Origin of the sequence: Methylovulum miyakonense HT12 (assembly GCF_000384075.1) — a bacterium.
In the GTDB taxonomy this organism is placed as follows: Bacteria; Pseudomonadota; Gammaproteobacteria; order Methylococcales; family Methylomonadaceae; genus Methylovulum; species Methylovulum miyakonense.
In genome coordinates this window covers 1,933,571-1,946,531 of the sequence record NZ_KB913025.1, presented here as the reverse complement: position 1 = coordinate 1,946,531, position 12,961 = coordinate 1,933,571, and the positions used below count along the sequence as shown (strand labels likewise).

Below are 12,961 nucleotides of genomic sequence, written 5' to 3'. Positions count from 1 at the left end.
TCTAGCTTTAAATAGGCTCCAATTGTATTCACTACTCCCTACAAATAATATGAAGTATTTCACATTCCGGATATTATTCAGCTTCTTTTTATAAGTTGTCCCTTATAAGCCAATATTTTAAAGGCATACTGGTGGCGCAACAGGCATTCATTTGCCAAGCAGAAACAGGTTGGCCAACCCGAGGACAATAAAAAAACCCATAGAATCGGTGATTGAAGTCAGGATGACGCTAGTCCCGACCGCCGGATCCTTACCAAACCGATACCTGACCAAAGGGATGCTGAGCCCGACGATGACCGCCACTAACAGGTTGATGAACATCGCGGTGGCCATGACCCCTGACAACGCCAAGTTCCGGTATAGAAAAAACCCCAGCAAGCCCATAATCAGGCCGATAAACGTGCCATTAAGCAACGCCAGGGTCAGTTCTTTTCTGATCAGCCGTTGCACATTGGCGGGGGTGATTTGCCCCAAGGCCAAGGAGCGGATGATCAACATGCTGGTTTGGTTGCCGGTATTGCCGCCCATGGCCGCGACGATAGGCATGAGCGAAGCGAGGGCCACCAGCTGCAAAATGACATCTTCGAACAAGCCGATGATGCGGGTGGACGCGAAAGCGGTGACGACATTAATCAACAGCCAGCCCCAGCGGTTTTTGGCGCTCTTCCAGACACTGGAAAACAAGTCCTCCTCTTCGGTGACCCCGGCCTGGCTCAACAAATCCTCATCGGATTTCTCACGGATAAAATCCATGATGCTGTCAACGCACAAACGCCCTTGCAGTTCGCCATTTTTATCGACCACGGGCGCGGAAATCAGATCGTAACGTTCAAAGGCGCGGGATGCCTCGTTGGTGTCCTGATCCGTCTGGAACACGACAAAGTCGGTGACCATCACTTGCGCAACATGTAACGACGGCGAGTGCGTCAGTAAACGCTGTAACGGCAGGATGCCTTTGACCTGGTTATGTTGGTCAACGACAAACAGTTTGTCGGTATGGCTGGGCAACTTACCCAATTTACGGATATACGACAAAATGGCTTTCAAGCTCATATCATCGCGGATGGTGATCATGCCAAAATCCATTAATGCGCCGACTTGGTTGTCCTGGTAGGACAAAATTGCATTCAAATGCATGCGTTCGGTGCTGTTCAGCGAACGCAAAATCCTGAGCATCGCCCGTTTGGGCAAATCAGCGGCCAGATCAGCCAACTCGTCGGCATCCATATTGCCGGCGACTGACGCCAACTCTTCCGCTTCCATGCCTGAAATCAAGGTTTGCCGGACAGCATCCGAAACTTCCAGCAACACTTGGCCATCATGGTCTGTCTTAATGGCATCCCAAGCCGTTTCGCGTTGGTCTAGCGGCAGGGATTCTAAGATAAAGGCAATATCGGCGGGGTGCAGCAGGGCGAATTTTTCTTGGAGCCTGGTCTGATGTTGCTTATGCAACACCGCTTCCACCAGTTCATGGTTGGTGGCCGGGCCCCTTTGCACCAGCGACTTTTCCAGTTGTTGTTTGGCCAGTAAGGTGATGACTTCTTGTAGTTGGTGCTGCAAAAACTGTGCAGTGTGGACTTTTTCAGAGGCTTCCATTGTGTAAATCCGGGGTCTTAAGGGATGCGCCGCGCCAACATCCTGTCATCAAATACCGCTTGTCTATAAAGCCGCTCTCATGGGCTAACTGGATCTAACCGCTAATGCTGATCCGAGCCAAAATCTCTTGCCAGAGTTCATTATAAGCCATCGCTGACGGACCCGTTTTGCTATAAGCCCCCAGAGGCTTACGTTCCAATCCCATGCGCTCAATTTCGCTGGAATACGGGATGACGGTTGTCAAGGTGTTGGGGGCAGTATCCAACAAATGCCGCATCATGTCCTTGTGCATTTTTTTGCGCCTGTCGACCATAGAAAAAAATGGCAACACGGTCAATTTTTCAAGTTCGTGGGCCGTCATAAAGGCTTGCAACTGCTCCAGGGTACGCAATGACAAAGTGGTTGGGATAACCGGGGACAATAAGACATCGGCGGCGGCAAAGATGGCCTCGGATAGCAAGGAAATATTGGGGGGGCAATCCAGAAAAATAAAGTCGTAGCTTTCGGCCAACGGTTTTAGGTGTTTTTTCAGTTGCCGGGTAGGTTTTTTTTTGGAATCCAACAACAAATCCAGATTGCGGAAGGCAAAATCTGATGGCAATAAGTCCAGGTTTTCAAAATCGGTGGCTTTAATCAGATTCTCTAGCTCACCATCGCCTGCAATCAGTTGTTTGCTGCTGCCTTTATGCTTTGGTTTAATGCGGAAGTAATAACTGCTTGCCGCTTGCGGGTCAAGATCCCAAACTAAGGTGCGGTAACCGGCACGGGCGGCGATAAAGGCCAGATTAACCGCGCTTGACGTTTTGCCGACACCACCTTTGATACTGTAAACCGCCAATACTTTCATTATGTATTTCCATTGATTGATTGGGCCACATAGCCATCATTGTCGGACAGAAAGGGTTCCTGAAGCCATATCGCCAACCATGATGGCCATTGGTTACGGATAGTTGCAGACCTACCTGGCCTGCGCTTAGCGGGCCGGTTTATAAATCATCCAACTCATTTTTCAGGTGCTGTGGACAAACTGGCACGGTAGGCTTGTATCAAGGCAAGAAAAGCTAAAAAATCATAGAGTGTATGGATAATGATAGGCGTCAGCAGGTTCCTTTCGCCATTGTAGTCCATCGCCAACCCCAGATAGATCCCGACCAATGTCGCGAGGATGGAATACAGTGGCGTCACCGAATGGACGACACCAAACAGCAGGTTGCTGATCAGCAACCCTGCCATCAATCCCCAGGAGGCTTCTAGCCACGGCTGGAGGACACCGCGGAACAGGATTTCTTCGGAGATCCCGGCCACCGCCGCCAGGATAAATAAATTGCCCCAATCATAACGGTGCAGACAAGGGCCTAACGTCCGAAGCAGGAACTGTCGGATCTGGGCGACCGAATGCCTTTCCACCCGTTCCATAGCCAGAAACATCAGGAACAATGGCACCGTGCCGACCACCCCATACAATAGGCTGGCTTTAGCCAAATGGATGTTGGTGAACGGGTCAATATGGGTAAGCCAGCCTAACAGCATCGCAACTAAAATCAGCGAAGCCTCGAAATAACAGGCTTTTTTAAAAAAATCATCGAACTTGAACGGGGCTGTATTCATTGGCATGGCTGGAAAAAATTGAAAGGGGGGCATTCTAAACTACGCGTCAACCGCGTTAATAATGGCGAAAAATCCCACTACGGCTTTGCTTTCAAGCCGGAAAACACTAAAACAGATGGCATTCTAACAAATTTACCAATTAAATTTTACTTGCATCTTCGCCTTCGGGGCAAAACCAGCGGACAATCCTGCTCGCCTTTGGGAAAAAGCCAAGCACTATCTCCCCGCAAAACTATTATTTGCCTGTATAATGGCGGATTAGATTTTAGAAATGAACGGGTTATGTACAAATACGAGGGCTTGCTGGTCTACGAAAGCCATGACGATGACGGCATCTTAGAAGTTGTCGAACTGGATGGCGTCAGGTCACTGCATTTTGGCTCGCATCCTAGGCAAAGCAGCATGTTATTGAAAGCCCCTGGGCGCTTGGCACTGGAATATGTCCGGGCCATGACCAGTTGGCTATTGTTCAAAGAAACCCTGGCTGAAGATGGCCTGATTATCGGCCTGGGCGGCGGCTCCATCACCAAGCATTTGCTGCAGCACTTCCCCGACTGCCGTTTGACCGTCGTGGAAAGCCGCAAGGGGGTTGTCAAAATTGCCCGTAGCCATTTTGGTTTGCCGCTAGACCCGCGCCTAAAAATCATTGTCGACGACGGCGGCCACTATGTACGCAACCGCGCCGAGACCCACCGCGAACGCTATGGCCTGCTGGTTGTTGACGCCTTCGACCATGAGGGCATGGCGGCATCCATCAGCAACCAGGCATTTTTTGATGCTTGCCAGGCCATGTTAAAAGACGACGGCATTTTGGTCATCAATTTGTGGGGCGGCACCAGCAACCCGGCGTTCCAATCAGCGGCCTTATGGCTAGGCCGTGCCTTTGGCTGGAAACTGCTGTTCCTGCCAGTGACCGGACGCGGCAACATCATCGGCTTGGCCTTCAATTCCTCCCTGCCGGCAGTGACAACGACCAAAAGCTTACGTGCCCGCGCCGCCGCGCTTGAGCAACAATTCGACATCGACTTTCCGGCGTTTTTGCGTGACTTAAAAAAACATAACGCCAGCACCCTTAAACAAGTGATAAAAACATGACCGATACCCCATTACCTCCCGCCCCCTATCTATTTGGCCACCGCAAATACTGGGCGCAACGCTTTGGCACCGCGCCGGAACTGCCGATGACCCGCCTCGAGATGGACGCGCTAGGCTGGGACAGTTGCGACATTATTTTGGTGACGGGCGATGCTTATATCGACCATCCCAGCTTTGGCATGGCCTTGATCGGGCGTTTGCTGGAAGCGCAGGGCTTCCGGGTCGGCATACTCTCGCAACCGGATTGGACGAGCGCGGCGGATTTTAAAAAATTGGGCCGCCCCAACCTATTTTTTGGCGTGACTGGCGGCAATATGGACTCGATGGTCAACCGCTACACCTCCGACAAAAAAATCCGCTCCAACGATGCCTACACGCCAGACGGGGCCGCCGGCAAACGCCCTGACCGCGCCGTCAATGTCTATTCGCACCGCTGCCGCGAGGCGTTTAAGGACGTGCCCGTCATCATCGGCGGCATAGAAGCCAGCTTGCGCCGTATCGCCCATTACGATTACTGGTCGGACACGGTGCGCAAATCGGTGCTGCTGGATTCCAAAGCCGATTTGCTGGTATACGGCAATGCCGAGCGGCAGATTGTCGAAATCGCCCACCGTTTGGCAAATGGCGAACACATCAGCGAACTCAAGGGCATACGCGGTACGGCGCATTTCGTCAAACAAATCCCCGAAGGCTTTGCCGCTAAAGATTCCACCGACATCGACAAACCCGGCGCATTAATGCCGCCCGCCAACCCCTACCAGGAAGAACCCGCGTGCGATTTGAAGCCAGCGGATACGGGTAATAGTTTGCTGGAGGCGGGCGAAAAGGCCATCCGCTTCGACAAGCTATTGCTCCGCAACCAACGCGCCAAAACCGTATTGCGCTTGCCCGCGTACGAAGCCGTCAAAGACGACCCTATCCTGTACGCCCATGCCTCGCGGGTGATGCACGCGGAAACCAACCCAGGCAATGCGCGGCCCTTAATCCAGCAACACGGCAACCGCCAAGTCTGGCTCAACCCGCCACCGATCCCGCTGACCACCAAAGAAATGGACGGCGTGTTCGATTTGCCGTATTCGCGTTTGCCGCATAAAGCTTATGGTGGCGCCAATGTCCCCGCGTTTGAAATGATCCAGCATTCGGTCAATATCATGCGCGGCTGTTTCGGCGGCTGCACATTCTGCTCAATCACCGAGCACGAAGGCCGCATTATCCAAAGCCGCTCGGAAGATTCCATCATCAAGGAAATCGAAGCCATCCGCGACACCTCGCCGAAATTCACCGGGCATATTTCCGATTTGGGCGGCCCGACGGCGAACATGTACCGCTTGGCCTGTAAAGATGAAAAAATCGAGGCGGCCTGCCGCAAGCCTTCTTGTGTCTATCCGGGCATCTGCCCTAACCTCAACACCGACCACACGCCGCTCATCAAACTCTACCGCCGTGCACGGGCTTTGCCGGGCATCAAAAAAATATTCATTGCCTCCGGCTTGCGTTACGATTTGGCGGTGGAATCGCCAGAATATGTCAAGGAATTGGTCACCCACCATGTTGGCGGCTACCTGAAAATTGCGCCTGAACACACTGAGCAAGGGCCGTTGTCACGCATGATGAAGCCGGGCATGGGCACCTATGACCGTTTCAAGGAAATGTTCGATAAATATTCCAAGGAAGCGGGCAAGGAACAGTACCTGATCCCTTACTTCATCGCCGCCCATCCGGGCACGACGGATGAAGACATGCTCAACCTGGCGATTTGGCTGAAGCGCAATGGCTTCCGCGCCGACCAAGTGCAGGCGTTTTTGCCCTCGCCGATGGCGACCGCGACGGCGATGTACCATTCCGGCAAAGACACGCTGCACAAAGTCAGCCACAAAGCCCCCGACATTTACATCCCGAAAAGTGTCAAACAGCGCCGCTTGCACAAGGCATTTTTACGTTACCACGACCCCAAAAATTGGCCGCTGTTACGTGATGCCTTAAAAGAAATGGGCAGGGCGGATTTGATAGGCAACGGCAAACACCATCTTATCCCCTCGTTCCAACCCAAGGGCACGATGCCTGTGGCAGGCAAAACCCAAGTGTTCAAAACCAAATATACGGGGCTGGATACGCAAAAAGCGGGTAAAGGCAAAGCTTATGCGGGCAGGAGCAAAGCGAGATGACACGTTTAAAGCCAAGGCAGGCATTGTAAACGCCCAACAGGCTTTAGCCCGGCGGCGCACTATACAATCAATTTGAGGACGCTGTATCATGCGCGCGGCCCATTTACCTTTGAACGAGTCCTTATGAAGAAACTATTTAACAAAAGCTTTATCACCAATTTCATCGCCCTACTGATTATCCTGACAGGCTATATCTGCCCCGTACAGCAACAATTCGTCAAATCCGTCGGTTTTTTTGCCTTATCGGGTGCGATAACCAACTGGCTGGCCATTTACATGTTGTTTGAGAAAGTGCCTTTTTTGTACGGATCAGGCGTGATCCCCGAACGTTTTGAAGAGTTTAAGCTATCCATCAAGCAATTGATGATGGAACAGTTTTTTACCGGGCACCATATCGAACAGTTTATTGAAGCCGAAGAACAACAAGGCGGCACGCTGCTGAATCTGGAGCCTTTATTAAACGCGGTCAATTATGACCAGATTTATGAAGGCCTGGTCTCGTCGATTATGGAATCTTCTTTTGGCGGCATGTTATTGATGATGGGCGGTGCTGAAGCTTTGGCCCCCTTAAAAGAACCGTTCAGCGAAAAAATGCGTGTCACTTTGACTGACATGGTGCATTCGGAAGTGTTCAAGGGCGCGTTACAGCAGGGCTTGGACGCACATAAAATCAGCACGGACATCGTGGCAAAAATTGAAAGCGTGATAGATAAACGCCTGGCTGAACTGACGCCACAAATGGTGAAAGAGATGGTGGAGGCGATTATCCATGAACATTTGGGTTGGCTGGTAGTCTGGGGCGGCGTGTTTGGCGGCGTCTTAGGCGCATTGTTCGGGTTCGCCTAATGGCCGCCGTCGATCTCGCGTTTGAAGTTTTTGGTGAAGTTACCGGGCAACCGCCACTGCTTATCCTGCACGGTTTTTTTGCATCTTCCAGGAATTGGCGGCAGATTGCCGGCAAATTGGCGGAAAAGCATCAGGTTTACTTGCTCGATATGCGTAACCACGGCATGTCCGTGCATCATCCCGTGATGAATTATCCGGTGATGGCGGAGGATGTGTTGCGGTTTATCGGCCAGCAAGGCCTGTCAATGGTCAATTTGCTCGGCCATAGCATGGGCGGAAAAATCGCCATGTGGTTCGCCCTGCACTTCCCTGATTATGTGGACAAGCTAATCGTTGTCGATATTGCCCCCGTCAGCTACGCGCATAGTTTCGTGCCTTTGATCAGCGCGTTAAAATCCCTGCCCCTTGCTGAAATCACCAACCGCAAGCAAGCGGAAACACATCTAGCCGGAGACATACCGGATTTGAGCTACCGGCAGTTCTTATTGCAAAACCTTATCCTCAAAGACGGGGCGTATGGCTGGCGGGTTAATTTGGATATATTTTCCCGCACCGCAGACAATATCGCCGCATTTCCGGAAACCCAGCACTTGCAGCCCTATTCGGGCAAGACATTGTTTCTGGCGGGCGCAGATTCCAATTATGTGCAAGCGGCGCAAATCTCCGCGCTTTTTCCAAAAGCCAGTTTCACCGCAATCGCCAATGCCGGACATTGGCTGCATGTGCAGCAACCTGAAGCCTTTCTGGGTGAAGTCGAATTGTTTTTATAATCCGCCCGTGTTGGGCGGTATTTGCGGACGGTTTGATCTATGTCAAAACCATCCAGTGTGGAGGGTGGCACAATAGCCTCACCCCGAAAACGGGTTTATTCTGTCGTCATCACCCATCTGCGAGAAAATTTATGAAAGTTATCAGTTCTTTAGTTTTGTTAGTTATTGCTGTAGCCACTTTGACCGCTTGCGAATCTGGTAAAGGCCCGGAAAAACCAGCTAGCGCGGCTTCAAGCCAAATCGCGAAATAAAGCAGTGGTCTAAACGTGGGGAGGTAAGCCTCGCCTTCCCTCGTTTAGGCGATTGTGTGCCGATGCGTGACGCACGGTTCGACAATGGTCGTTAACAAAGGCAAGTCGATAATTTCGACGCCGCGCTGTTTCACGATGATGATGCCTTGCTTGCTAAGTTCCGCAAGTTGGCGGCTGACGGTTTCAATCGTAAGCCCGAGGAAGTTGGCAATATCTTGCCTGCGCATGCTCAAATTGAAGGTGGTGCCTGAAAAACCCAATGCGCCATATCGCCTTGACAGCATCAGTAAAAATGTCGCCACCCGCTCTTTGGCGGTGCGGTGTCCCAATAAGACAATCTTGTCATGGTCGGAAGCGATTTCTTTGCCCAAAATCCGCATCATTTGTATCTGTAACCCGGGTATTTCACTGCACAACTCATTCAGCCGTGACAGCGGCACTTCACAGACCGAACCCGTTTCCAAGGCAATTGTCGAGCAACTATAACGGCCCGATTGCAAAGCATCCAAGCCCATGATTTCGCCAGGCAAATAAAACCCGATAGTTTGTTCAAGCCCGTCCGCATTTAAAATAAAACTGCGGAACGACCCGGACTTGACCGCATACAAATGCAGGCATTCGGCACTTTGCAAATACAAATAACCGTCGGTTTGCAATACCCGCTGGTTTTTGACTATCGTCGCAAGCTGCTGGACTTCATTACGTTGCAACCCAAAAGGCAAGCATAACTCTGATAACCTACAATCTGGGCATGAAGCTTTGGTCGGGGCAAATCCCATTAGTTTACCTATCCGTATTGTCGGCAAAGCTGACAGTGTAGCAGAAGATGGCCATCACAAAGTAAATGTTCAGCCCCTGCGAGTTAAGGCTAAAATAGGCCTTTGCCATAACATACCGGACTATGAACCATTCACCCGCTATCTCCGCCACCCGTGCTTGGCTGCAAACCATCATCATCGGCTATTCCTTATGCCCGTTTGCCAAACGGGAACTAGAGCGCAACAGCATCCGCTATTACGAAGAGGCGGAGACCGGCATCGAAAAATGCCTGCTCAACTTGATCGCAGAGTGCGCCCGCTTGGATAACGACGGCAGCATCACCACAACGCTTTTAATATACCGCCACGGCTTCACCGCCTTTGACGGGTATCTGGATTTTCTCGACCTTGCCGAATCGTTATTGCTTGCCCAAGGTTACGAAGGGGTTTACCAGATCGCCAGCTTCCATCCCGATTATTGTTTTGCCGGGGCGGAGCCCGACGATCCGGCCAATTACACCAACCGCTCACCCTATCCGATGTTGCACCTTTTAAGGGAAAGCAGTATAGATTTTGCCGTCAGCAACCACCCTGACGTGGAAGGGATCCCCCAACGCAATATCGGCTTGACCCGCCAACTGGGATTGGAAAAAATGCAGGCATTGCTGGCGGCATGCCACCAACATGAATAAAATAACCGCAGGACTGGACCGGCTTTCACAGGGGCAACCGGCCTGTTTACGGCCAGTGGCGTTTAATTTTCTTACTAGATTGGTGAAACTCTAGTAATATCCAAGAGTCCTTTACACCGTCAATTACCTTAGGAGACTATCATTATGAAAGTAGATACCGTGTTATCGCGCCCAGAAGCAGGCGTTTTGGCAACCAACAAACTGTTAAGAAACACTTATTTGTTGTTGTCGATGACTTTGCTGTTCAGTGCCATGACCGCTGGCGCATCCATGTATCTGAACCTTCCCCATCCGGGGATGATTTTGACGCTGGTCGGTTTTTATGGCCTGCTGTTTGCCATCACTAAATTCCGTAACAGCGCGGTGGGCATTGTGTTGGTGTTTGCGTTGACCGGATTTATGGGGCTGACGTTGGGGCCTATCCTGTCCATGTACATCAAAGCCTTTACGAATGGCCATGAACTGATCATGATGGCCTTGGGTGGCACGGGCGCCATTTTCTTGGGGCTGTCCGGCTATGCGCTGACAACCCGCAAGGATTTCAGCTTTATGGGCGGTTTTTTGATGGTGGGCATACTGGTGGCGTTTTTGGCCGGTATCGGGGCCATTGTTTTCGCCATCCCCGCTTTGTCATTGGCGGTTTCGGCGATGTTCATCCTGCTGATGTCAGGCATGATCCTGTTCCAAACCAGCCTGATGGTCAACGGCGGCCAAACCAATTATATTATGGCGACTGTTGACTTATATGTTTCCATTTACAACTTATTCCTGAGCTTGTTGCAAATACTGGGCATTTTCGGTAGCGACGACTAAACCGTAAAAAGCGGGCGCGGCCCATAAAATCGCGCCCGCTTACCTTTTTAACGGAATTGCCACGTTGACCGGTAAGAAGTTTCCGTATCAAAATCCTGCCAGATATAATCCGGCGTCACAATCGGCTTGGTCGGGATAATAAACGTGGCCAAATCATAAGCCCCGCTCAATGTGCGTCCCATCATATGCACAAGCCCCGTAACCAATCCCGCAGTCGCCGCATAAGCGACACCCTCTTTGCGGTTGGCGATCATGATGGTTTTGGGGATTTCCGCAATGCCCGTCACACTATTAGCAATGCCATTGCCAATTTTCCCGCCTAACCGGGCCGGATAACTGGAAGCGCTGGCGTTGTATGATATCAGCAGCGTTAATATCAAGGTTGTTTTCAAAATTAGTTTCATCAATTACTCCAAAAATAAAAATTAAATCGTTTGCGGCCTATTCAGTCTTTTACCCAACCGTCGCGTAAAGTGACGGTACGGTTGAATACTAGCCCCCCATTTATGCCATCAACAGCATCAAGGCAAAAATAGCCAGTGCGTTCAAACTGGTAACGTTGGACGGTCGTTGCCTGTGCCAAACTGGCTTCAACACGGCAAGCGGTCAGGGTTTCCAAGGAATGGGGGTTTAACGCGTCCAAAAAATTGGCTTCATTATCAGGCTGCGGTACGGTAAACAAGCGGTTATACAAACGTACTTCAGCGGGTAGCGCATGGGCTTCGGACACCCAGTGGATGACGCCTTTCACTTTACGGCCTTCGGGGTTTTTGCCTAAAGTGCCCGGATCATAGCTACAGTGGATTTCAATGACCTCCCCTGCTTCGTTTTTAATCACGGAATCGCAACGGATAACATAAGAACCCCGTAAGCGCACTTCTTCACTGACGACCAGACGCTTGTACTTGGGCGGCGGGTTTTCAGAAAAGTCATCTTGCTCAATCAAAATCACTTTAGAAAACGGCACGGTGCGCTTGCCTAGCTCGGGCCGTTGCGGATGGTTACTAACTTCCAGGTTTTCGACCTGGCCATCAGGATAGTTAGTGATGACAACCCGCAATGGTTCCAAAACAGCCATGACCCGCAAGGCATTTTCGTTCAAATCTTCACGGATGCAGTATTCCAATACCCCCATTTCGATCCAGGAATTCTGTTTGGTCAGGCCGATACGCTCACAAAAATCGCGGATCGCCTTCGGGGTCACCCCGGCCCGGCGCAAGCCCGCCAATGTCGGCATACGCGGGTCGTCCCAACCATTGACATGTTTTTCGGTGACCAATAAATTCAGCTTACGCTTGCTGACAATGGTGTATTCGAGCTGTAAGCGGGCGAATTCGATTTGTTGCGGATGGCTGGGTGTTTGCAGTTGGTCAAGCACCCAGTCATACAAAGGGCGATGGTCTTCAAACTCTAGCGTACAAAGGGAATGGGTGATATTTTCCAGCGCATCGGAAATGCAGTGCGTGTAATCGTACATCGGATAAATGCACCACGCATCGCCAGTGCGTTGGTGGTGGACGCGCCGGATACGGTATATCGCCGGGTCGCGCATATTGATATTGGGCGAAGCCATGTCAATTTTAGCCCGTAACACATATTGCCCCTCGTCAAATTCACCTGCCCGCATGCGCCTGAACAAATTCAAATTTTCAGCAATCGGACGGTTGCGGTCAGGGCTTTCTTTACCCGCTTCGGTGAGCGTGCCCCGGTAAGCACGGATTTCTTCGGCGGACAGGCTATCGACATACGCCAAACCTCGTTCAACCAGCTGTATCGCGTAATCATAGAGTTGCTCAAAATAATCCGACGCATGGCGCAGCTCGCTCCAACTGAAACCCAACCATTGCACATCACGCATGATGGATTGGACATATTCGTCGCTTTCCTTTTCTGGATTAGTGTCATCGAAACGCAAGTTGCAAGTGCCGTTGTTTTCAAGCGCCATACCAAAATTCAGGCAAATGGATTTGGCATGGCCAATATGCAGGTAACCATTGGGTTCTGGCGGAAAACGGGTGGCGACCCGGCCATTGTGTTTGTTAGTGTTTAGATCGTTGGCAATAATCTGGCGGATAAAATTGGCTGGCAATGGGGTATCGTTTGTGGACATGAATTCTATAATGAGTTATTGAAATAATTCAAAAACTTGTAATTGATGGTTAAAGGGAGTGAGCGTTCAGGAAAAGCCTGCGAAACAGAGCATCAATACTACTGGAATTAGTAAAACCAGTAAAGCACCAAGGCCTTTTGTTAAGGTTGCCAGGAAGCTAAGCCGGAATGCCTACTTCCAAGCCTAGCCCGAAATGGGAGGGGGAATAAAAACTCCCCGGCACAGGCCGTGCCAGGGACAAGATGGGGAATTGTTTT

12 protein-coding genes are annotated in these 12,961 nt (G+C 51.0%); 6 read left to right on the top strand and 6 right to left on the bottom strand.

The window, feature by feature from the left end; genetic code table 11:
* Positions 1-147 precede the first annotated feature (147 nt).
* The 3 genes from mgtE to METMI_RS0110095 form a co-directional block, all read right to left on the bottom strand.
* On the bottom strand, positions 148-1,596 hold the full coding sequence (gene mgtE, locus METMI_RS0110105; protein WP_019866169.1) for a magnesium transporter: 1,449 nt from the start codon (positions 1,594-1,596) through the stop codon (positions 148-150).
* Between the two features lie 94 nt (positions 1,597-1,690).
* Entirely contained in the window at positions 1,691-2,443 is a 753-nt protein-coding gene (locus METMI_RS0110100; RefSeq protein ID WP_019866168.1) for a ParA family protein, read from the bottom strand.
* A gap of 155 nt (positions 2,444-2,598) precedes the next feature.
* The gene (locus METMI_RS0110095; RefSeq protein WP_019866167.1) at positions 2,599-3,204 is read right to left on the bottom strand and encodes a CPBP family intramembrane glutamic endopeptidase; all 606 of its coding nucleotides are present in this window, start codon (positions 3,202-3,204) and stop codon (positions 2,599-2,601) included.
* 282 nt (positions 3,205-3,486) lie between these two features.
* On the opposite strand from METMI_RS0110095, the gene METMI_RS0110090 reads away from it, so the two are divergent.
* From METMI_RS0110090 to METMI_RS0110075, 4 genes are all read left to right on the top strand, one after another.
* Positions 3,487-4,299, top strand: a complete 813-nt coding sequence (locus METMI_RS0110090; protein WP_029151603.1) for a spermine/spermidine synthase domain-containing protein — start codon at positions 3,487-3,489, stop codon at positions 4,297-4,299.
* A complete protein-coding gene (locus tag METMI_RS0110085; protein WP_019866165.1) occupies positions 4,296-6,464 on the top strand; it encodes a YgiQ family radical SAM protein in 2,169 nt (722 codons plus the stop codon). Before METMI_RS0110090 ends, METMI_RS0110085 begins: the two co-directional genes overlap by 4 nt.
* Positions 6,465-6,587: 123 nt before the next feature.
* The gene (locus METMI_RS0110080; protein WP_019866164.1) at positions 6,588-7,310 is read left to right on the top strand and encodes a hypothetical protein; all 723 of its coding nucleotides are present in this window, start codon (positions 6,588-6,590) and stop codon (positions 7,308-7,310) included.
* Positions 7,310-8,080: an alpha/beta fold hydrolase gene (locus tag METMI_RS0110075; RefSeq protein WP_019866163.1), complete on the top strand. Its 771-nt coding sequence runs from the start codon at positions 7,310-7,312 to the stop codon at positions 8,078-8,080. Before METMI_RS0110080 ends, METMI_RS0110075 begins: the two co-directional genes overlap by 1 nt.
* Before the next feature lie 295 nt (positions 8,081-8,375).
* Here METMI_RS0110075 and METMI_RS23645 read toward each other — a convergent pair whose 3' ends face one another.
* Positions 8,376-9,041, bottom strand: a complete 666-nt coding sequence (locus METMI_RS23645; RefSeq protein WP_232215200.1) for a helix-turn-helix domain-containing protein — start codon at positions 9,039-9,041, stop codon at positions 8,376-8,378.
* Positions 9,042-9,232: 191 nt separating this feature from the next.
* On the opposite strand from METMI_RS23645, the gene METMI_RS0110060 reads away from it, so the two are divergent.
* Both METMI_RS0110060 and METMI_RS0110055 read left to right on the top strand, forming a co-directional pair.
* Complete coding sequence (locus METMI_RS0110060) at positions 9,233-9,781, top strand: DUF1415 domain-containing protein (RefSeq protein ID WP_019866160.1); 549 nt, start codon at positions 9,233-9,235, stop codon at positions 9,779-9,781.
* 144 nt (positions 9,782-9,925) lie between these two features.
* Positions 9,926-10,594, top strand: a complete 669-nt coding sequence (locus METMI_RS0110055) for a Bax inhibitor-1/YccA family protein (protein ID WP_019866159.1) — start codon at positions 9,926-9,928, stop codon at positions 10,592-10,594.
* Between the two features lie 47 nt (positions 10,595-10,641).
* On the opposite strand, the gene METMI_RS0110050 is transcribed toward METMI_RS0110055, so the two are convergent.
* The gene (locus tag METMI_RS0110050; RefSeq protein WP_019866158.1) at positions 10,642-10,998 is read right to left on the bottom strand and encodes an exosortase system-associated protein, TIGR04073 family; all 357 of its coding nucleotides are present in this window, start codon (positions 10,996-10,998) and stop codon (positions 10,642-10,644) included.
* 41 nt (positions 10,999-11,039) lie between these two features.
* On the bottom strand, positions 11,040-12,704 hold the full coding sequence (locus tag METMI_RS0110045) for a glutamine--tRNA ligase/YqeY domain fusion protein (protein ID WP_019866157.1): 1,665 nt from the start codon (positions 12,702-12,704) through the stop codon (positions 11,040-11,042).
* Positions 12,705-12,961: the final 257 nt, after the last annotated feature.